Consider the following 18,738-nt stretch of genomic DNA (forward strand, 5'->3'; position numbering starts at 1 on the left):
GGTCAGCGCGCCAGATCCGCGACCACGGCGTCGAGCACGATCATGCCGGCCGGCGTGGCGCGCAGCCGCGCATTGCCGATCGGCGCCACCAGCCCCTCGCCCTGCAGCGTCGACAGCCGGGCGCTCGACAGGCCGCGGCCGGAAAACGCCTCGTAGCGCGAGAGGTCAATGCCTTCGGCCAGACGCAACCCCATCAGCAGGAACTCGTCGGCCTCCTCCGAGCGCGTCAGGATCTCGCCGCCGGCGACGCCATGGCCCTTGGCCTCGACGAGGTTGGCCCAGGTTTCCGGCATTCTTTCGGCGATCGTCACCGTGCGGCGGCCATGCTCGACGAAGCGGCCATGCGCGCCGGGGCCAACGCCGACATATTCGCCATAGCGCCAGTAAGTCAGATTGTGCCGGCTTTCGGCGCCAGGCCTGGCGTGGTTGGAAATCTCATAGGCCGGCAGGCCGTGCGCTGTGGTGATCTCCTGCGTCAACGCATAGAGGTCGGCGGCGTGGTCGTTGTCGGGGATGATGAATTTCTTCGCCGCATGCAGGGCGTGGAACGGCGTGCCTTCCTCGATGGTCAGCTGGTAGAGCGACAGATGGTCGGCGGCGTGGCCGATCGCCTGTTCGAGTTCGGCCTGCCAATCTTCCGGCGTCTGGCCGGGCCGGGCATAGATCAGGTCGAAGGACAGGCGCGGAAATATCTCTCGTGCCAGCCCGATGGCGTGCAGTGCCTCGTCGACATTGTGCAGGCGGCCGAGGAAACGCAAATCCTTATCGTTGAGCGCCTGCACGCCGAGCGAGACGCGGTTGACGCCGGCCGCGCGGTAACCGCGAAACCGTTCGGCCTCGACCGAGGATGGGTTGGCCTCCAGCGTCACCTCGATACCGTCAGGCACCGTCCAGTTCTTGGCCACGGCGTCCAGCACCCTGGCCACGGTTTCCGGCTTCATCAGCGACGGCGTGCCGCCGCCGAGGAAAATGCTGGTCACCTCGCGCGGCCCGGTGCGCTGGCGCATGGTCGCGAGTTCCGCCTCGAAGGCGGCGGCAAAGCGCTCCTGGTCGACCGGCTGGTGGCGGACATGGCTGTTGAAGTCGCAATAGGGGCACTTGGCCGCGCAGAACGGCCAGTGGATGTAGACGCCGAAGCCGGGGCTGCGATCCAGCGGCATGGTGATGCCGGATCCAGTCATGCCGAGCCCAATCTCGCTTTGGCGAATTTCTGGAAGGCGCGGGCGCGGTGCGACAGAGCGGTCGCCTGACCAGGCTTCCAGCCATGCTTCTCCTCGGCGCTCATCTCGCCGAAGGTTTTTTCGAACCCATCCGGCAAAAACACCGGATCATAACCGAAGCCAAGCTCGCCGCGCGGCGGCCAGACCAGCGTGCCTTCGGCCTCGCCGCGATAGTACTCGGCCTCGCCATCAGGGAAAGCGAGACAGATGACGGCAACAAAGCGGCCCTTGCGCTGTTCGGCCAAGGCTGCGCCGACTTCCTGCAGCGCCACTTCAGTGCGCTGCATGGCCATGGCGAAATCTCTGCTGCCATCCGGCGTTTCGGCCCAGTTGGCGGTGTAGACGCCGGGCGCGCCATCGAGCGCGTCGACGCAGAGGCCGGAATCGTCCGACAGTGCCGGCAGGCCGGTAGCCTGTGCGGCGGCCAGCGCCTTGATGTAGGCGTTTTCCTCGAAAGTGGTGCCGGTCTCGTCGGGCTCCGGGAGGCCATAGTCCTTCGCGGACTTCGCCTCGAACCCGAACGGCCCCATCAAATCGGCGAATTCGCGCAGCTTGCCGGCATTGTGGCTGGCAACGACGATCTTCTTGCCATCAAGAGTATGCATCAAAGGTCCCAGATTCTCGGCTCGGCGAACTCGATCGAATTGCCCGAGGGGTCGCGTATATAGATCGAACGGCCACCTTGCGGCCATTCGAATTCGCTTTCGATGGCGATTCTTTTTGCCGCCAGATTCGCTTTCCAGCCGGCGAGCTCGTCGGCGCTGGCCGCAAAGCAGAGATGGCCTTCGCCGGCCGTGCCATGCGGCGGCACCGGCAGTCGGGCGTCGGGGGCCGGCGGGATCCTGGTTACCTCGGCGTTGAAGACGAGCAACACGCCGGGTCCGCAACGGAAGAAGAGGTGGCGGCCGTCGACCTTGCCGAGGAGGGTGAGGCCGAGGATGCCGACATAGTATTCTTCCGCCGCCGCCAGATCGGTGACGTACAGGGCTGATTCCAGGATGGCGGAGGGTGTCACCAGAAAACCAATGGCCTAAGCCACCGCCATCTGCTGCAAGCTGACCAGGCGCTGGATGCCCTTCTTCGCCAGGCCCATCAATTCCCCGAACTGATCCTCGGAAAACGGCTCGCCCTCGGCGGTGCCCTGGATCTCGACAATGCCGCCCTTGCCTGTCATGACGAAATTGGCGTCGGTGCCGGCCGAAGAATCCTCGAGATAATCGAGGTCGATGACCGGCTGGCCATCATGGATGCCGCAGGAGATCGCCGCGACATGGTCCTTCAGCACCTTGGCGACACTGGCCATATGCCGCGCTTCCATCCAGCGCAGGCAGTCATACAACGCCACCCAGCCGCCGGTGATCGAGGCGGTGCGGGTGCCGCCATCGGCCTGGATGACGTCGCAGTCGACGGTGATCTGCTGTTCGCCCAGCGCCTGCAAATCGACCACGGCACGCAGCGAACGGCCGATCAGGCGCTGGATTTCCAGCGTCCGGCCGCCCTGCTTGCCGGCGGAAGCCTCGCGGCGCATGCGCTCGCCGGTCGAACGCGGCAGCATGCCATATTCGGCGGTGACCCAGCCCTTGCCGGAATTGCGCATCCAGCCGGGCACCTTCTCCTCGAGGCTTGCGGTGCACAGGACATGGGTGTCGCCGAACTTCACCAGGCATGAACCTTCGGCATGCTTGGAGACGCCGCGCTCGAAGGAGATGGCGCGCATTTCGTCGAATTGGCGTTTGGAGGGGCGCATTCAGGCTACTTTCTTGTCACTTTTTGAAATCTTGGCCGGCTTGTAGCCGCATGGGGCCCATGGCGCAAAGGAAAATGGCTTGATGAACGCAAACGCGGCACCGGGTGATCCGACACAGACACCGGGTGTCTGACACAGACACTGGGTTGCGCCGGCCCAGTGTAAGTCTATATCCTTGGGCCGGAGGTTTTTGGCCACATGACCAAAGCAGTCGCCGAACCAAGTTTGCTGTCGCCCGCTCTGCAATCGCTGGATATGCGCTCGCGTGACATCTTCCGGCGCATCGTCGATTCCTATCTCAGGGATGGTGAACCCGTGGGCTCGCGTAGCCTCTCGCGCATCCTGCCCTCCTCGCTGTCGCCGGCCACCATCCGCAACGTGATGAGCGACCTCGAACATCTTGGCCTGATCTACGCGCCTCACATTTCGGCCGGTCGGCTGCCGACCCAAGCCGGCCTGCGTTTCTTCGTCGACGCCTTCATGGAACTTGGCGACCTCTCCGACGAGGAGCGCCGTACCATCGAGGCACAGGTGCGGGCCTCCGGCTCGGGCGCGACGCTGGAACACATGCTGACCGAGGCCAGCCAGATGCTGTCGGGCATGTCGCGCGGCGCCGGCCTGGTGCTGGCCGCCAAGAACGAGGTGGCGCTGAAGCATATCGAATTCATCCAGCTGGAGCCGACCAAGGCGCTGGCCGTGCTGGTGTCGCAGAATGGCGACGTCGAGAACCGCGTCGTCGAATTGCCGGCCGGCATCACTGTTTCGCAATTGCACGAGGCGTCGAATTTCCTCAATGCGCATATTCGTGGCCGTACGCTGGCCGAAGCGCGGGTCGAGATCGCGCGCATCAAGGAAGAGACACGGGCGGCGCTTGATACGCTGTCGCAGGACCTCGTCGAGAAGGGCCTGGCGGTGTGGGCTGGCGCCGACAGCGGCCTGCCAGCGCGGCTCATCGTGCGCGGCCGCGCCAACCTGCTCGAAAACGTCACCGCCCAGGCCGATATCGAACTGCTCAGGCATTTGTTCGAGGACATGGAGACGCAGGACGGACTGATCCAGCTGCTTGATCTGGCAGAGCAGGGATCGGGCGTGCGCATCTTCATCGGTTCGGAAAACAAGCTGTTTTCGCTGTCGGGTTCGTCGCTGGTGGTTGCGCCCTATCGCGACAAGGATGCCCGCGTCGTCGGCGCGCTCGGCGTCATCGGCCCGACCCGGCTCAACTATGCCCGCATCGTGCCGATGGTCGACTACACCGCGCAGTTGATATCGCGCATGCTCCGTTGAGCTGAGAACCGAGGAGAACAAGAATGGCGCTCGAAGAACTCAAGGCCCGGATCAGCCTGCTGCTCGAAGAGATGGTCAACCAGCCGGAAGACCAGCACGAGATCCAGGAACAGCTGCGCGAAAAGCTGCAGGAAATGCGCGCCATGGGCCTGCCGTTGCCGGCGGATCTGGTCGCGCTGGAAAAACGCCTCGACGACGATTTTTACGCCGCCGGGACGTAGACCGGAGCCCGGACTTTCGCCCCCAGCGCATCCGAGGCGGAACCCGGGGACAAACCGGCCGTTGGTTTCCTTCGCGATCCGATGGAGGACAAAATGATCCGATTGGCCGGACTGGTGCTTCCCGCCCTCTTGCTCACAGGCGCGGCATTCGCAGAGCAGGCGGACCAGCCGGTGCTGAAGGGTGCGGCGGCCTTTGGCGACTGGCGCGCCGATAAGCCCGGCGTGCGCCGCCTGATCAAGCCGGAAGACCTGCCAAAGCCCTATGTCACCAAATCGGCGTCGAACAGCGCCGGCCTTGCCGACATGCCGACAGGCGCAAAACCGCAATTGCCGCCGGGCTTCTCGGCCGAGCTGATCGCCTCGGGCATCGACAATCCGCGTGTCGTGCGCGTGGCACCCAATGGCGACCTGTTCGTCGCCGACAGCGAGGCCAACCAGATCCGCGTCTATCGTCTGGCGAAGGGCAGCGCCAAACCCGCCGAAGACGGCATTTTCGCCGGCAATCTCAACCAGCCCTATGGCATTGCCTTCTACCCGCCGGGTGACGACCCGCAATGGGTCTATGTCGCCAACAGCGACAGTATCGTGCGCTTTGCCTACCGCAAGGGCGACCTGAAGGCATCGGGCGAGCCGGAAACCATCGTCGACAACATTCCCTCGAACCATCACTGGACGCGCGACATCGTTTTTTCGCCTGACGGCAAGACGCTCTATCTGTCGGTCGGCTCGGGTTCGAATGTCGCCGAGGATATGGGCAAGGCGCCGGATGGCGGCATCGACGCGTGGGTGAAGTCGAAGCCGCTGGGCGCCACCTGGGGCTCCGAGGACGGCCGCGCCGATGTGCTGGCCTTCGATTCCGACGGCAAGAACGGCCGCATCGTCGCCACCGGCCTGCGCAACTGTTCGGGCATGACCATCCAACCGGCGACCGGCGCGCTGTGGTGCGTCGTCAACGAGCGCGACGCGCTCGGCGACAATGTGCCCACCGAATACGCCACCTCGGTCAAGGACGGCGCCTTCTATGGCTGGCCCTGGTACTATATCGGCAACCACGAGGATCCGCGCCACACGGGCGCGCGACCCGATCTCGCCGGCAAGGCAACCATTCCCGACGTGCTGATGCAGGCGCATTCGGCGCCGCTCAACATCGCCTTCTACGACCGCAAGGACTTACCCGCCGACGCCGGTTTTCCCAGGGAATACAGGGGCGACGCCTTTGTCGCCCTACACGGTTCGTGGAATCGCGGCAACAGGACCGGCTACAAGGTCGTCCGCCTGCTGTTCAGGGATGGCAAGCCGACCGGCGAATACGAGGATTTCATGACCGGCTTCGTCGTCTCCAACGGCGAGGTGTGGGGCCGGCCGGTGGGCGTGGCGGTGGCGGCCGATGGCGCGCTGATCATGACCGAGGACGGCAACGGCACCATCTGGCGCGTGACTTATGGTGGCGGGCGGTCCTGAGGAATCCTAGGTAGGGACGGCGCAGGCCCCCTCACCCGGATTGCCAAAACCGAATTGCAAAGGGCAATTGGGGGCAATCCGACCTCTCCCCGGCGGGGAGAGGAGCCTGCCGGCGCTGGCGCCTTCTCTCTTCTCCCCCTCGGGGAGAAGGTGGCCGCGTAGCGGCCGGATGAGGGGGCCTCGTAAGGCGAAGGCCGAGATAGCTGGTGCAATGGATTCCGCCCGCCAGGGAATTCAATCCTGGCCCGTTCCATGCGAAAAGGCCGCCTGACCCAGGACCATTCGCCATGACCCTCACCGGCTTCCTCGCCTACAGTGCCGCCCTCGGCATCGCAGCCGCCATTCCGGGCCCCGGCGTCACCGCGCTTGTCGCGCGGGCGCTCGGCTCCGGCTTTCGTTCGTCGCTGGCCATGTCCTTTGGCCTGATGCTGGGCGACCTCACCTATCTGACCGCCGTCGTGCTCGGCCTCGCCTTCGTCGCGCAGACCTTCGGCATGGTGTTCCTCGCCATCAAATGGCTGGGTGTCGCCTATCTCGCATTTCTGGGCTGGCGCTTCTGGACTGCGGGCATCACGCCCGAAACCGTCGAAGCGAAAAAAGGCAAAGGCGGACTGGTTTCGAGCTTCATCGCCGGCCTCACCGTCACGCTCGGCAATCCGAAGACGATGATCTTCTATCTGGCGATAACGCCGACCATCGTCGACCTGAAGACGATCACGCTGGCCGACTACGGCATTCTCGTCGCACTGACGATCGTCGTCCTGTTCGTCGTGCTGGTTCCCTATCTGGCGCTGGCGGCCAAGGCGCGCTGGTTCCTGAAATCGCCGCGTGCGCTGAAAGTGCTGAACCGCACCGCCGCCGGCTTCATGGTAGGAGCAGCGGCAGCGATCGCGGCCCGCCAGTAGCACCCTTTCCGCCAAAACATTCCGGGGGCAGGCCTCCCCGCGAAATGCTTTTCCGGGACAGGGGCGTTTTAGACACAGGCCCCACTCGGATATTTCCGGCCGACAGCTTATGTTGCGCGGCTGAAAGCCTTATCTTGCCGGTTGCAACGCTACTTGCCTGAAATTCTCCACTTGCCTGAAATTCTGGGAGCGAAACCAATGAACAAGCCCGTCACCTCCGCCCGCATCCCCGGCCGCGGCCGCATCTACAGTTCCATCACCGACACGATCGGCGACACGCCCCTGGTACGGCTCGACAAGTTCGCCAAGGAGAAGGGCATCGTCGCCAATCTCGTTGCCAAGCTCGAATTCTTCAACCCGATCGCCTCGGTCAAGGACCGCATCGGCGTGGCGATGATCGAGGCGCTGGAGGCGGCCGGCAAGATTTCGCCCGGCAAGACGACGCTGGTCGAACCGACCTCCGGCAATACCGGCATCGCGCTCGCCTTCGCCGCCGCCGCCAAGGGCTACAAGCTGATCTTGACCATGCCGGAGACGATGTCGGTCGAGCGCAGAAAAATGCTGGCGCTGCTCGGCGCCGAACTGGTGCTGACCGAAGGCCCGAAAGGCATGAAGGGCGCCATCGCCAAAGCCGACGAACTGGCCGCGACGATCCCCAACGCCATCATCCCGCAGCAATTCGAAAACCCCGCCAATCCGGAAATCCACCGCACGACGACAGCCGAGGAGATCTGGAATGACACGCAGGGCGAGGTCGACATCTTCGTCGCCGGCATCGGCACCGGCGGCACCATCACCGGCGTCGGCCAGGTGCTGAAGAAGCGCAAGCCCTCGGTGCAGATCGTCGCCGTCGAGCCCGAGGCTTCGCCGGTGCTGTCGGGCGGCCAGCCTGGCCCGCACAAGATTCAGGGCATCGGCGCCGGCTTCGCTCCAAAGATCCTCGACACCACGGTCTATGACGAGATCGTCAAGGTCTCGAACGAGGATTCGGTCGCCAACGCCCGCCTTGTCGCCCGCCTCGAAGGCGTGCCGGTCGGCATTTCGTCGGGTGCCGCCCTGCAGGCGGCGATCGTCGTCGGCTCGCGGCCGGAGAACAAGGGCAAGACCCTGGTGGTGATCATCCCATCCTTCGCCGAGCGCTATCTGTCGACGATCCTGTTCGAAGGGTTGGGGGCGTAGTTCCACAGCCTCGACGGACTGCGGCATTTGCTGGCCCGCTGAAAAACCGCTGGTGGCGACCACCGGCGGCTTGAGTAGCACCTTGCTTCCGGTTCATATCGCAACCGGCCCGCTTTGCGTGGGCCGGGGAGGATTTCATGTACAAGCTCTACACCCGCCCGGGTAGCGGCGGCTTCGTCGTCGAGGCGGCACTCGCCTTGGCCAACGCACCATTCGAGCAGATCGACGTGCCGAAGTCCGACCAGCCCGACCCGGCCTTCCTCGAGATCAGCCCGCTGAACCAGGTGCCGGTGCTGACCTTGCCGGACGGAAGTTCGATGACCGAATCGGCGGCGATCTGCATCCTGCTTGCCGAACGCCATCCCGAGGCCGGCCTGGCACCGGCGGTCGACGCGCCCGCCCGCGCCGATTTCCTGCGCTGGATGGCCTTCATGTCGTCGGTGCTCTATCCGGCGATGCTGCGGCTCTACTACGCCCATCGCTACACGGCCGACGCCGACGGTACGAAAGCCGTCAAGCAGGCGGCGATCGTCGAAATGGACCGCGGCTTCGCCGTTCTCGATACCGCTCTGCAAGGCCGTGACTGGCTGGTCGGCGAGACCATGTCGCTGGCCGACATCTATCTCGTCATGCTCGTGGCCTGGCATCCCGACATCGAAACCGCGCGGACGACATGGCCGAACATTGAACGGCTCTGGGCCAGGCTGCGCGAGCATCCGCTGCTGAAGACGCTCAACATTTCGCACGAGATGTGGCCGGGCTGAAGGTCAATTTAGCAGCGCGGCCCTTTTACCCTGCAGGAACCGGCGCACCGCCGGATCGCGCTCGAGGCCGATCGCGCGGTCATAGGCCTCGCTTGCCTGCGGCACCTGACCAAGCCTGGCCAGGAGACCGGCCCGCGCCGCCCAATAGGGCTGATACTCATTGAGCCGCTTGTCGTCGCCCAGCACGTAAAGCGCTGCCAGCCCCGCCATGGCGCCCTCCGTCTCGGCGAGTGCGACCGCGCGGTTGATCGCCACCACCGGCGATCCAACGATCGAAAACAGCGCGTCGTAGAGCGCGCGGATCGCCGGCCAGTCGGTGTGGCCGGTCAGCCGCCGCGCCGCATGCGCCGACTGGACGGCCGCCTCGAGCTGGTAGCGGCCGACGACGCCGCTCACCGCGGCATGGGAAAGCAGCGCCTCCGCCTCATCGATGAGAGCGCGATCCCATAGATCGCAATCCTGTTCGGCCAGCGGCACGAAGTCGCCTTCGGCACTGCGCCGGGCGGCGCGACGCGCCTCGGCAAACAGCATCAGCGCCAGCAGGCCAAGCGCTTCCGGCTCTTCAGGCATCAGCGTCGCCACCAGGCGGCCAAGCCAGATGCCTTCGGTCGCAAGGTTGCGCGCCCTAGTCTCCGTGCCGGCCGGATCCGACCAGCCTTCGGCGAATGCGGCGTAGATCGCCTCCAGCACGGCATCGAGCCGTTCGCCGAGTTCGGCCCGCTCCGGCACACGGAACGGAATGCCGGTTTCGCGGAGCCGCGTCTTGGCGCGCACCAGGCGCTGGCTCATCGTTGCCGGCGATACCAGGAAGGCGGAAGCGATCGTCGCGGCATCGAAGCCAAGGATGGTCTGCAGGATCAGCGGCGCCCGCACACCCGGCTCGATCGCCGGATGCGCGCAGGCAAACATCAGCCGCAGCCGCTCGTCGGGCAGGTCTTCGTCGGTCATGCGCGCCTCCATCTCTTCGGCGACCAGCTGGAGATGCTCGCGGGCAGCCTCCCGGGTGAGCCGCCGCCGCACCGCATCGACGCGGCGGCGCCGTGCCACGGCCAGCAGCCAGGCTTCCGGCTTTTCGGGCACGCCTGACTTCGGCCAGCGTTCGAGCGCGGCGGCAAAGGCATCGGCCAGCGCGTCCTCGGCGGCAGCCACATCGCGCGTGCGCGCGGCGAGCCATGCGACCAGCTTGCCATAGCTCTGCCGGGCGGCGGCCTCCGCGGCCGCCCGGGCGATCTCCGGGCGACTGTCCATCATCACATTGTTATTTCTGGGCACATCGTCATTTCTGGGCACGTCCTCATTTCTTGGGCATGTAGTCGGCCATTTCCCAGATCGGCCGCAACTCAACCGTGCCGGTGCTGGCCGCCGGGCAGCGTGCCGCCCATTCGATGGCGGTGTCGATGTCGGCCGCCTCGATCATGTAGAAGCCGGCAAGCTGCTCCTTGGTGTCGGCATAGGGGCCGTCAATCACGTTGGTCTTGCCATCGGTTATCCGCACCGAGGTGGTCGCCTGGCTGGGGCGCAGCCGTTCGCCGGCGAGCCATGCGCCGGATTTCTTCAACGCTTCGGTATAAGCGCCATAGGCCGCGCTCATCTGCTGGGCCTTTTCGATCGGCGTGTTCGCCAGAGCGGCTTCGTCGCCGTTGATCAAAATCATGTATCGCATGGGTCTTCTCCCGTGGTTTCGAAGGCCGCGTCCTTGCGGGGCCAGACGTATGTCGCGCGGTGACCACCGATTTCGACAGGGCGCAGGAAAAAACTTTCGGCCCTGATCGGGCACGGCGCAAGCCTTCGCACCTTCGTTGTACCGAGGCGGAGCAGCCGCGAAGCGTCGTCGCGACGAGACTTCAGCCAATCAAGCGTCCACGCAGCTCGGCCGACGGAATGTCACAACTGTCTTTTCGGCCGAACAGGGCGTAGCGATTTTTGGCGATGCGCTCGTAAAGCCCGTCGCGCAACGGGCGCGGCAGCAGCAACAGCGCTTTCGCCGCGCGCCACGGCCAGCCGAGTTCCGACATGACGGCGACGAAACTGTCGAGGTGGGTGAAGGCGGCGCCATCGACAAGGACGAGATTGGTTTCGTAACTGTCCGTCCGCAGCCCATGTTGCCGGAACAGCGCCTCCCCAAGGGGCGATTGCGCGGTAGTGAAGCAAAAGCGGTTTTTGCGGTCGAGCCTGACCACCATGCGCACGACGCCGGAGCACAGCACGCAGATGCCGTCGAAGACGATCAGCGGATGGCTGGCTCAGCGGGAGGACTGGACTTGGCCAGATTGGACTGAGACAGACTTGACTGGGGAAGGTCGGTCACGCGGGCCTCGGCTGCTCGTGTCCTGGGACACTAGGCCAGCCGGAGGCGGGATCAAAGACGTGGCGATGTCGCACGACGCCTGTCGCTCAGAGCCGGGCGCTCGGAACGATAGGTGGTGGCGCGGGTATCGGCACCCGGCCTGCAGATACGGCTGTTGTGGCGGCTCTCGAAGGTCATGATCAATGCGCACCCAGCGACGTGCCGCGACGGGCGCAAGCCGGACCGGGGCCGCGCATATAATAGCGCTCGGGCCGATAGGTCGGCGCGACGAATTCGCGGATGGCGGCGGCATAGCCGATGAGGTGCGTAAGGAAGTTCATTTACCCTGTCCCTGTACCGATTTTCGGATGTCCCTTCCGATTGACGGACATCATAGCGCCGAGGCGTGAATAGTCGGTGAACACGATGTTAATATCTGGTCGAAAACCCGTTGCTTCGTGGCCGGAATGCGGCTGATTCGGGGTCTTTCAGTGCTCCTTGTCGCCATTCCGCCCAGTGTGACTTTTGCATCACATGTGTTTCGTTTGAATGTCGCCTGCGCGCGGTTCTGTTTCAATTTCTCCAGCGCTCGTGAAATTTTCGTTCTGGCGACCACAATGGCTCAGGTGCGCTTCGGCATGGCTGATGTCACGCGCCGGCGGAACTGTAGCGGGCGCTGGCCGTTCTCACCTTCATCTGATTGCTGAAGGAAAATTGCCATGGCGCCACGCCCAGCCTGGAAGGGTTATTTGAAGCTGTCGCTGGTCACCTGCGCGGTCGAGTTGACCAACGTCGTCACCCATACCGAAAAGGTCTCGTTCCGGGTGCTGAACCGCAAGACCGGCAATACGGTGAAGCGCATCTATGTCGATGCGCAAACCGGCAAGCCGCTCGGCGATGGCGACGAGATCAAGGGCTATGAGTTGGACGATGGCGATTTCGTCCATGTCGATGAGGACGAGATCGAGGCGGTGCAGATCGAGTCCTTGCACACGATGGCGCTTGACGGCTTCGTCGACAAAGCCTCGATCCAGCATATCTATCTCGACACGCCCTATTATGTCGCGCCGGCCGACAAGGTCTCGGAGGAGGCGTTTGCCGTCATCCGCGACGCCATGGCCGGCAAGAAGATGGCCGGGCTGGCCCGCATCGTGCTTTACAGCCGGGAGCGGCCCGTGGTGATCGAGCCGCTCGGCAAGGGCATGGTGCTCACGACGTTGCGCTATGACAATACGGTGCGTCAGCCGGACAGCGTGTTCGGCGAGATCAAGGCGGTGCAGACCGACCAGGAAATGACCGAGCTGGCCGAACTCATCATCGACAAGAAGAAAGCAAAATTCGATCCGTCGAAATTCGACGACAAATATGAGGATGCGCTGCTCGAACTGATCCGCGCCAAGAAGGCCGGGCACGAGGCGCCGAAGGCGAAAGCCGCACCCAAACCCTCCAACGTCGTCGACCTGTTCGACGCGCTGAAGAAGAGCCTGTCGGACTCCGGGTCATCGAAAACATCTTCGCCGGCGAAAGCCAAACCGACGGCCAAGCGCGCCAAGGCGAAAGCCGCCGCGCCCAAGCGCAAATCGGCCTGAGGACACCAAGCCATGGCAAGCCTTGAGCCATATAAAGCCAAGCGCGATTTCAAGAAGACATCGGAGCCGGCCGGCAAGGTTGTTCGCGGCACGAAAGCCGGCGGCATTTTCGTCATCCAGAAACATGCCGCGACGAAACTGCACTACGATTTTCGCCTCGAGCATGACGGCGTGCTGTGGAGCTGGGCGGTGACGCGCGGCCCGAGCCTCGATCCGCACGAAAAGCGGCTCGCGGTGCATGTCGAAGATCATCCGATCGACTATGCCTCCTTCGAGGGCACGATCCCCAAGGGCGAATATGGCGGTGGTTCGGTCATTGTGTGGGACGAGGGCACATGGGTGCCCGAGATCGATCCGGCCAAGGCGATGAAGAAGGGCCATATCAGCTTCGAGCTCAAGGGCCACAAGCTGCATGGGCTGTGGCACCTGGTGCGGCTGAAGCCACGGGCGGGGGAAAAACGTGACAACTGGCTGCTGATCAAGTCGGACGATGCAGCGGCTCGTCCAGGCGAGGATATTCTGAAGGATGCACCGGAATCGGTGAAGTCGGGCCTGACGATCGAAGAGGTCGGCGAGGGCAAGGCGGCCAAGGGTGAGAAGCCGAAAGTCTGGCATTCCAACAAGCCGGCCGCCGGCAAGCCGAAGGCCGAAGCCCGGAAACTCGACTTCATCGAACCGCAACTGGCGACGCTCGAGCGGGATGCACCCGGTGGCAAGGACTGGCTGCACGAAGTCAAATTCGACGGCTATCGCATGCAGGCGCAGATCGCCGGCACCGATGTGCGGCTGCTGACCCGCACCGGCCTCGACTGGACGGAGAAATTCGGCAGCGAAATCGCTGCGGAACTGGCAGCGCTGAAATGCAGCGACGCCATCATCGACGGCGAGATCGTCGTGCTGGCCGACAGCGGCGTCTCGTCCTTCGCGCTGCTGCAGCAGGATCTGTCGGCGAAGCGGACAAATCGCTTCATCTACTACGTCTTTGACCTGATGCGGCTCGACGGCAAGGATTTACGCGCAGAGCCACTGGTCGAGCGCAAGCAGGCCTTGCAGGAGCTGCTCGGCAAGCAGCCGGAAAATACGGCGGTGCGTTTCTCCGACCACTTTTCCGAGCCCGGCAGGATCATGCTGGAGCATGCCTGCCGCATGGGGCTGGAAGGCGTCGTTTCCAAGCGTGCCGATGCGCCCTATCGCAGCGGGCGCGGCCCGTCCTGGGTGAAGTCGAAATGCACGGCGCGGCAGGAATTCGTCATCGGCGGCTACCTGCCGTCGGACAAGACCGGGCGCGGGCTGCGCTCGCTGCTGGTCGGCTATTACGAGGCCGGCAAACTGCATTATGCCGGGCGCGTCGGCACCGGTTTCTCCGCGAAAGGCGCCACCGAGCTCAAGAAAAAGCTCGACGCGCTGAAGGCGACGGACTCGCCTTTCGACAAGGCCGTGCCAAAAGGCAAGGGCCTGGTCTGGGTCAAGCCGGAGCTTGTCGGCGAAGTGGAGTTTCGCAGCTGGACCTCGGACCGTATAATACGCCATGCCTCGTTCCAGGGGCTGCGCGAGGACAAGCCGGCGGAGGATGTGGTGCAGGAAAAGCCCAAGGCATCGACAGCAAGGAGCGCGGCCAAGGCGGAACCGGCATCAAGCAGCGCCGGTAAATCCACCGGGGCGATGACCACGATGGTCAAACTCTCCCATCCCGACAAGCTGCTGTGGCCCGAGGAAAAGATCACCAAGCAGGGCCTGCTCGACCATTACGCGCAGGTCTGGCCGCGCATGGAGCAGTTCGTCGTCAAGCGGCCGCTCAGCCTGGTGCGAGCGCCGGACGGTGTCGGCGGTCCACGCTTCTTCCAGAAGCATGCCTCGGCCGGCATGAGCGACAAGATCGCGCGTATGAAGGATCCAACAGATGGCGAGGAAATCCTGTTCATACGGGATTTCGATGGCATCGCGGCACTGGTCCAGTACGGCGTGGTCGAAATCCACATCTGGGGCTGTACGATCGACATGCTGGAACAGCCCGACCAGATCATCTTCGATCTCGACCCCGATGAAGGCGTCGACGTCAAAGCAGTGCGCGAGGCGGCGCTCGATATCAGGAGCAAGCTCGACGAACTGTCGCTGCCGAACTTCGTCAAGACCTCGGGCGGCAAGGGTTATCATGTGCTGGTGCCGCTGAAGCCATCGGCCGATTGGGACGCGGTGAAAACCTTCGCGCATGATTTCGCCAAGGCCCTAGAGCAAGGTGCTCCAGACCGCTACACGGCGACGCTGTCGAAAAAGGCGCGCACCGGCAAAATCTTCGTCGACTATCTGCGCAATGGCAGGGGCTCGACGACAGTCGCGCCGTATTCGTCGCGGGCCAAGAAGGGCGCAACGGTATCAATGCCGGTGACTTGGGCCGAGATCGATGCCGGCCTGGCGCCGAATGCGTTCCCGATCGGCGACAAGACGACGCTGGCGAAGTTGGCGGGAGCCGATCCGTGGGCGGATTTCTTTAAGCAGGGCAAGACGTTGAAGCGGGGGTGAGCCTACTCGACGAAGGTGTGGGTGAGCCCCGACACCTCAGCTCAAAAACACCCTCTCGAAGGCCTGTTTGCCTGGTGGCGAAAACACCACCGCGCGACTGTCCTTTTCCCGCCTTGCCCACTTCTCCGCAAGAATCTTGTCGAGGATGGCCGCGCCCAGCGTGCCGGCGAGGTGCGAGCGGCGCACGCTCCAGTCGAGGCAGGCGCGGCAAACCGGGCGGCGCGGTTTGGTGTAGACATCGATGCCAATCGCGGAAAAATGCGATGCCGCCGACGGGCCGAGCCTGATCTCCTTGTCGTCACGCAGCAGGATGTCTTTCTCGACAAGGCGGTCGAGCATCGCCACCGCCTGCTCACCGGCGAGGTGATCGTAGCAGACACGCGCCACGCGCATGGCACCGTCGCGCGGGCCCGGCCGCACGCGCTTGGGGCCAACAGCTTCCGCAACACCAGTGATGGCCTCGATCATGCCTGCCACTTGCGGCCCGGCGAGGCCATAGTAGCGGTGCCTTCCCTGGCTGGCCAAGGTCAGCAACCCGCCCTCCATCAGTTTCGACAGATGCGAGGAGGCGGTGGGCAGCGACACGCCGGCTTCCAGCGCCAGTTCACTCGCGGTCAGCGCCGTGCCGCCCATCAGCGCGTTCAGCATGTTGGCCCGTGCCGGGTCGCCGACCAGGCTGGCGATGCGGGCAATGTCAGGTCCTTCACGCATAGTTCGTTCCTCATCGAAGCATTCTCGTCAGATAACCACTATTCTCCGATCCGATCAAGGAGACGACGAGGCAAGCAATAACGGGGCCTGACACGAAACCACCTAGCACATCGATGCGCATGACGTTTCGACCACGCTCTAACCGTTGATGCCAAAACCCAAGGAGACGACCATGACCATCACCTGCTTCATCCGCTACGAGATCGACCCGTTCGGCAAGCCTGCCTTCGAGGAATATGCCCGCAACTGGGGCCAAGCCATTCCGCGCTGCGGCGCCGATCTGATCGGCTATTACGCGCCGCATGAGGGCTCGGCGACGACGGCATACGCGGCCTACAACATCGAAAGCCTGGCCGCCTATGAAGCCTATCGGGCGCGGCTTGCCGCCGATCCCGCCGGCAAGGCAAATTACGAGTTCGCCAAGCGTGGACGATTCATCCTCAAGGAGGACCGCATGTTCCTGAAACACGTCTCCGGGCCGCACGCACGGTTGGTGAAGACATGATCGCCGTCATCTTCGAGGTCCAGCCGGCGGAGGGCAAACGCGATGCCTATCTCGGCATCGCCGCCAAACTGCGTCCCTTGCTCGACAGCATTGACGGCTTCATCTCGATCGAACGTTTTCAGAGCCTGGCCGATCCCAACCGCATCCTGTCGCTGTCATTCTGGCGCGACGAGGAAGCGGTGAAAGCCTGGCGCAACACGGAGGAACACAGGCAGGCGCAGCAGGCTGGTCGCGGTGGCATCTTTGCCGGCTACCGACTGCGCATCGCCCATGTGGTGAGGGATTATGGGCTGACCGAGAGGGATGAGGCGCCGGCGGACAGCCGGGCGGTGAATGGGTGAGTGCCTTTCCTTCCCCCACAAAGGCCACCCTATGCACACTCTTCTGTGATTGGCGTAACTGACCGGCCCGCGGCTTGATTGCCATGTGGTTCCCCCAATCCGTCGCTGCTTCGCAGCGCCACCTTTCCCCCTCCGGAGGGAAAGGAAGGGAGCCTCGTTGGAAAAGCGTTACGGCAAGAGCTTGGTGCCTTTCCTCTACCCCGTCGATCGGGGGAGAGGTGGCTCGGCGAAGCCGAGACGGAGTGGGGGTCGACCAGCGCAGCATGAGACAATGCATGAACCAAGCTGCCATGCATGCTTTCGCCGAAGACTCGCTGCGTGGAAATGTGTGCATACCGTAGCCCCACAAGGGGGAAGGAAGAAAGCTCAAGCATTGCCGATCAGCACACCGGCCGCAAACACCAGCGCGCCGCCCAGCACCACCTGGAAGGCGGCGCGCAGGAACGGGGTCTGCATGTAGCGGTTCTGGACGAAGGCGATGGCCCACAGTTCGAAGAACACCACCACGGCGGCAACCGCCGTCGCCGTCCAGAAATGCGGGATGAGATAGGGCAATGCGTGGCCGAGACCGCCGGCCGATGTCATGACGCCGGTGGTGATGCCGCGTTTTATCGGCGAGCCGCGGCCCGAGAGCTTGCCGTCGTCGGAAGCGACTTCGGTAAAGCCCATGGAGATGCCGGCGCCGATCGACGCGGCAAGCCCGACCAGGAATGTCTGCCAAGTGTCATGCGTGGCAAAGGCAGCAGCGAAGATCGGCGCCAGCGTCGACACCGAACCGTCCATAAGGCCGGCCAGTCCCGGCTGCACATAAGTCAGGATGAACTGGCGCTGCTCGGCGGCAGCTTCTTCATCCTTCACGTCGCCGGGCACGTGCTTCTGCTCGAGACGCTGCGCCAGCGTCTCGTGGCCCTGTTCGGCTATCGCCAGATCGTCGAGCAGTTTTCGTGTCGAGGCATCGGTGGTGCGCTTTGCGGCTTCGAGGTAGAACAGGTAAGCCTGCCGCTCCATCGCTTCGGCCTGGCGGCGCACATGCTCGATGCCGAGCGGTCTCACCAGCCAGTCGGGCTTGCGTTCATAATAGCCCTTCACATGTTCGCGCCGGATCAGCGGGATGCGCTCGCCGAAACGCTTGCGGAAGAGCTCGATCAGCACGTCGCGATGACCGTCCTCTTCCTCGGCCATCTCCTCGAACACTTTTGCCGATTGCGGAAAACTTTCCGCCAGCCCATCGGCATAGGCCCGATAGATGCGGCCATCATCTTCCTCGGATGAAATGGCCAGCGCCAGGATTTCCTGTTCGGAGAGCGATTCGAAGGGGCGGCGGCCGAAGCCGAAAACACGAGAAAGCATGAGGAAATCACCCTAGTTTAGAATAGTTCTAAAGTAGGGTTTGGCGTGCCCCGGGTCAATCGCGCAGAGGTCGCGGTGTCAAGAATTGTTGAAGCCGCGCGGAAGTTCCGCCCTTCATTATCAGCAAATGTTCACCTATATATGGACCAACCTCGAGAGAAAGGAATCCGTAGATGACGGCAAACCAGCCCCCGCAAGGCTATGACCCAAAACCCGTTCTCGATCTCATCGCCAGCATCGAGGCCGATTTGCAGAGGCTGAAAGGCCTGGTCGAGCAGCAAGTGGAAAAATTCGATCCTGCCAACCCGCACAACAAGGCGCCGGACGGCAAGCTGACCGAGGAAGGCGTCGAGTGCTGCTACCGCATGTTCGACGAGGGCAAGTCGCGCTATTCGGTCGCCCAGCAGATGAAGATCTCCTTCGCCGCCGCCAGCCACCGCTTCAACAATTGGCGCAAGCTGGGTGGGACCAAGAGGCAGCGGACTTTGCTTGGCTAGGCAGGGTCAAAACCGCCCGGCGGGCAGGAAGCGGCGAATCTGTAAATTTCGGCGCTGCCCATCTGCCATGACTCGCCAACTTTGTAACGGTCACATTTTTTCAATGGTGCGCACCATGCCTTTGCGGGCATCATGAGAGGACGCTACCTCTTTTTGC

The 18,738-nt window shown here is 63.6% G+C and carries 21 protein-coding genes; 11 read left to right on the forward strand and 10 right to left on the reverse strand.

Annotated features, from left to right (window positions below):
• Positions 1-2: 2 nt before the first annotated feature.
• From hemW to rph, 4 genes are read right to left on the reverse strand one after another with little or no spacing between them, the layout of a single operon-like run.
• A complete protein-coding gene (hemW, locus tag HGP13_RS03690) occupies positions 3-1,181 on the reverse strand; it encodes a radical SAM family heme chaperone HemW (protein ID WP_172221663.1) in 1,179 nt (392 codons plus the stop codon).
• Positions 1,178-1,825 carry an RdgB/HAM1 family non-canonical purine NTP pyrophosphatase gene (gene rdgB, locus HGP13_RS03695; RefSeq protein ID WP_172221665.1) on the reverse strand — a complete coding sequence of 216 codons (648 nt, stop codon included), beginning with the start codon at positions 1,823-1,825 and terminating at the stop codon, positions 1,178-1,180. Before rdgB ends, hemW begins: the two co-directional genes overlap by 4 nt.
• The gene (locus tag HGP13_RS03700; RefSeq protein WP_172221668.1) at positions 1,825-2,235 is read right to left on the reverse strand and encodes a VOC family protein; all 411 of its coding nucleotides are present in this window, start codon (positions 2,233-2,235) and stop codon (positions 1,825-1,827) included. Before HGP13_RS03700 ends, rdgB begins: the two co-directional genes overlap by 1 nt.
• 15 nt (positions 2,236-2,250) lie before the next feature.
• Positions 2,251-2,967, reverse strand: coding sequence for a ribonuclease PH (rph, locus tag HGP13_RS03705; RefSeq protein ID WP_172221671.1), 717 nt, complete (start codon positions 2,965-2,967; stop codon positions 2,251-2,253).
• 198 nt (positions 2,968-3,165) lie between these two features.
• On the opposite strand from rph, the gene hrcA reads away from it, so the two are divergent.
• The 6 genes from hrcA to HGP13_RS03735 all read left to right on the forward strand — a co-directional run bounded on the left by hrcA (position 3,166) and on the right by HGP13_RS03735 (position 8,781).
• Entirely contained in the window at positions 3,166-4,251 is a 1,086-nt protein-coding gene (gene hrcA / locus HGP13_RS03710) for a heat-inducible transcriptional repressor HrcA (protein ID WP_172221674.1), read from the forward strand.
• Positions 4,252-4,274: 23 nt separating this feature from the next.
• Positions 4,275-4,472 (forward strand): hypothetical protein, encoded by a 198-nt coding sequence (locus HGP13_RS03715; protein ID WP_172221677.1) that lies wholly within the window; start codon positions 4,275-4,277, stop codon positions 4,470-4,472.
• 93 nt (positions 4,473-4,565) lie between these two features.
• Positions 4,566-5,933: a sorbosone dehydrogenase family protein gene (locus HGP13_RS03720; RefSeq protein WP_172221679.1), complete on the forward strand. Its 1,368-nt coding sequence runs from the start codon at positions 4,566-4,568 to the stop codon at positions 5,931-5,933.
• A 287-nt stretch (positions 5,934-6,220) separates the two neighbouring features.
• Positions 6,221-6,838: a LysE family translocator gene (locus HGP13_RS03725; RefSeq protein WP_172221681.1), complete on the forward strand. Its 618-nt coding sequence runs from the start codon at positions 6,221-6,223 to the stop codon at positions 6,836-6,838.
• 198 nt (positions 6,839-7,036) lie between these two features.
• Positions 7,037-8,017 carry a cysteine synthase A gene (cysK, locus tag HGP13_RS03730; RefSeq protein WP_172221683.1) on the forward strand — a complete coding sequence of 327 codons (981 nt, stop codon included), beginning with the start codon at positions 7,037-7,039 and terminating at the stop codon, positions 8,015-8,017.
• A gap of 137 nt (positions 8,018-8,154) precedes the next feature.
• The gene (locus tag HGP13_RS03735) at positions 8,155-8,781 is read left to right on the forward strand and encodes a glutathione S-transferase family protein (protein ID WP_172221685.1); all 627 of its coding nucleotides are present in this window, start codon (positions 8,155-8,157) and stop codon (positions 8,779-8,781) included.
• A gap of 3 nt (positions 8,782-8,784) precedes the next feature.
• Here HGP13_RS03735 and HGP13_RS03740 read toward each other — a convergent pair whose 3' ends face one another.
• The 4 genes from HGP13_RS03740 to HGP13_RS03755 form a co-directional block, all read right to left on the reverse strand.
• The gene (locus tag HGP13_RS03740; RefSeq protein WP_172234606.1) at positions 8,785-10,029 is read right to left on the reverse strand and encodes an RNA polymerase sigma factor; all 1,245 of its coding nucleotides are present in this window, start codon (positions 10,027-10,029) and stop codon (positions 8,785-8,787) included.
• Positions 10,030-10,075: 46 nt separating this feature from the next.
• Positions 10,076-10,444, reverse strand: coding sequence for a YciI family protein (locus HGP13_RS03745; protein WP_027041032.1), 369 nt, complete (start codon positions 10,442-10,444; stop codon positions 10,076-10,078).
• Between the two features lie 181 nt (positions 10,445-10,625).
• Complete coding sequence (locus HGP13_RS03750) at positions 10,626-11,012, reverse strand: DCC1-like thiol-disulfide oxidoreductase family protein (protein WP_348647139.1); 387 nt, start codon at positions 11,010-11,012, stop codon at positions 10,626-10,628.
• A 256-nt stretch (positions 11,013-11,268) separates the two neighbouring features.
• The gene (locus HGP13_RS03755; protein ID WP_013892047.1) at positions 11,269-11,409 is read right to left on the reverse strand and encodes a hypothetical protein; all 141 of its coding nucleotides are present in this window, start codon (positions 11,407-11,409) and stop codon (positions 11,269-11,271) included.
• A 378-nt stretch (positions 11,410-11,787) separates the two neighbouring features.
• On the opposite strand from HGP13_RS03755, the gene HGP13_RS03760 reads away from it, so the two are divergent.
• On the forward strand, positions 11,788-12,657 hold the full coding sequence (locus tag HGP13_RS03760; protein WP_172221689.1) for a Ku protein: 870 nt from the start codon (positions 11,788-11,790) through the stop codon (positions 12,655-12,657).
• A gap of 12 nt (positions 12,658-12,669) precedes the next feature.
• The gene (gene ligD, locus HGP13_RS03765; protein WP_172221691.1) at positions 12,670-15,177 is read left to right on the forward strand and encodes a DNA ligase D; all 2,508 of its coding nucleotides are present in this window, start codon (positions 12,670-12,672) and stop codon (positions 15,175-15,177) included.
• Between the two features lie 36 nt (positions 15,178-15,213).
• Here ligD and HGP13_RS03770 read toward each other — a convergent pair whose 3' ends face one another.
• Entirely contained in the window at positions 15,214-15,888 is a 675-nt protein-coding gene (locus tag HGP13_RS03770; RefSeq protein ID WP_172221694.1) for a winged helix-turn-helix domain-containing protein, read from the reverse strand.
• Between the two features lie 172 nt (positions 15,889-16,060).
• Here HGP13_RS03770 and HGP13_RS03775 point away from each other — a divergent pair, with 172 nt between their 5' ends.
• Both HGP13_RS03775 and HGP13_RS03780 read left to right on the forward strand, forming a co-directional pair.
• Positions 16,061-16,393 carry an NIPSNAP family protein gene (locus tag HGP13_RS03775; protein WP_172221697.1) on the forward strand — a complete coding sequence of 111 codons (333 nt, stop codon included), beginning with the start codon at positions 16,061-16,063 and terminating at the stop codon, positions 16,391-16,393.
• Positions 16,390-16,734, forward strand: a complete 345-nt coding sequence (locus tag HGP13_RS03780; RefSeq protein ID WP_172221699.1) for an antibiotic biosynthesis monooxygenase — start codon at positions 16,390-16,392, stop codon at positions 16,732-16,734. The genes HGP13_RS03775 and HGP13_RS03780 overlap by 4 nt, the downstream gene beginning before the upstream one ends.
• A gap of 366 nt (positions 16,735-17,100) precedes the next feature.
• Here the strand turns inward: HGP13_RS03780 and mbfA are convergent, their stop codons facing one another.
• Positions 17,101-18,084, reverse strand: coding sequence for an iron exporter MbfA (gene mbfA / locus HGP13_RS03785; protein WP_172221701.1), 984 nt, complete (start codon positions 18,082-18,084; stop codon positions 17,101-17,103).
• Positions 18,085-18,257: 173 nt separating this feature from the next.
• Between mbfA and HGP13_RS03790 the strand changes: the two genes are divergently transcribed.
• The gene (locus tag HGP13_RS03790; protein WP_172221703.1) at positions 18,258-18,581 is read left to right on the forward strand and encodes a hypothetical protein; all 324 of its coding nucleotides are present in this window, start codon (positions 18,258-18,260) and stop codon (positions 18,579-18,581) included.
• The last annotated feature ends 157 nt before the right edge of the window (positions 18,582-18,738 follow it).

The sequence above is a fragment of the Mesorhizobium sp. NZP2077 genome, from assembly GCF_013170805.1.
Taxonomy (GTDB): Bacteria; Pseudomonadota; Alphaproteobacteria; order Rhizobiales; family Rhizobiaceae; genus Mesorhizobium.

Excerpts from the sequence above, each read along its gene's own strand:
- HGP13_RS03790 (WP_172221703.1), top strand. The coding sequence starts at position 18,258 with ATGACGGCAAACCAGCCCCCGCAAGGCTATGACCCAAAACCCGTTCTC.
- hrcA (WP_172221674.1), top strand. The coding sequence starts at position 3,166 with ATGACCAAAGCAGTCGCCGAACCAAGTTTGCTGTCGCCCGCTCTGCAA.
- HGP13_RS03735 (WP_172221685.1), top strand. The coding sequence starts at position 8,155 with ATGTACAAGCTCTACACCCGCCCGGGTAGCGGCGGCTTCGTCGTCGAG.
- hemW (WP_172221663.1), bottom strand. The coding sequence starts at position 1,181 with ATGACTGGATCCGGCATCACCATGCCGCTGGATCGCAGCCCCGGCTTC.
- HGP13_RS03775 (WP_172221697.1), top strand. The coding sequence starts at position 16,061 with ATGACCATCACCTGCTTCATCCGCTACGAGATCGACCCGTTCGGCAAG.
- rdgB (WP_172221665.1), bottom strand. The coding sequence starts at position 1,825 with ATGCATACTCTTGATGGCAAGAAGATCGTCGTTGCCAGCCACAATGCC.
- HGP13_RS03715 (WP_172221677.1), top strand. The coding sequence starts at position 4,275 with ATGGCGCTCGAAGAACTCAAGGCCCGGATCAGCCTGCTGCTCGAAGAG.
- rph (WP_172221671.1), bottom strand. The coding sequence starts at position 2,967 with ATGCGCCCCTCCAAACGCCAATTCGACGAAATGCGCGCCATCTCCTTC.
- HGP13_RS03760 (WP_172221689.1), top strand. The coding sequence starts at position 11,788 with ATGGCGCCACGCCCAGCCTGGAAGGGTTATTTGAAGCTGTCGCTGGTC.
- HGP13_RS03755 (WP_013892047.1), bottom strand. The coding sequence starts at position 11,409 with ATGAACTTCCTTACGCACCTCATCGGCTATGCCGCCGCCATCCGCGAA.
- HGP13_RS03725 (WP_172221681.1), top strand. The coding sequence starts at position 6,221 with ATGACCCTCACCGGCTTCCTCGCCTACAGTGCCGCCCTCGGCATCGCA.
- HGP13_RS03720 (WP_172221679.1), top strand. The coding sequence starts at position 4,566 with ATGATCCGATTGGCCGGACTGGTGCTTCCCGCCCTCTTGCTCACAGGC.
- ligD (WP_172221691.1), top strand. The coding sequence starts at position 12,670 with ATGGCAAGCCTTGAGCCATATAAAGCCAAGCGCGATTTCAAGAAGACA.
- HGP13_RS03780 (WP_172221699.1), top strand. The coding sequence starts at position 16,390 with ATGATCGCCGTCATCTTCGAGGTCCAGCCGGCGGAGGGCAAACGCGAT.
- HGP13_RS03770 (WP_172221694.1), bottom strand. The coding sequence starts at position 15,888 with ATGCGTGAAGGACCTGACATTGCCCGCATCGCCAGCCTGGTCGGCGAC.
- mbfA (WP_172221701.1), bottom strand. The coding sequence starts at position 18,084 with ATGCTTTCTCGTGTTTTCGGCTTCGGCCGCCGCCCCTTCGAATCGCTC.
- HGP13_RS03740 (WP_172234606.1), bottom strand. The coding sequence starts at position 10,029 with ATGGACAGTCGCCCGGAGATCGCCCGGGCGGCCGCGGAGGCCGCCGCC.
- cysK (WP_172221683.1), top strand. The coding sequence starts at position 7,037 with ATGAACAAGCCCGTCACCTCCGCCCGCATCCCCGGCCGCGGCCGCATC.
- HGP13_RS03745 (WP_027041032.1), bottom strand. The coding sequence starts at position 10,444 with ATGCGATACATGATTTTGATCAACGGCGACGAAGCCGCTCTGGCGAAC.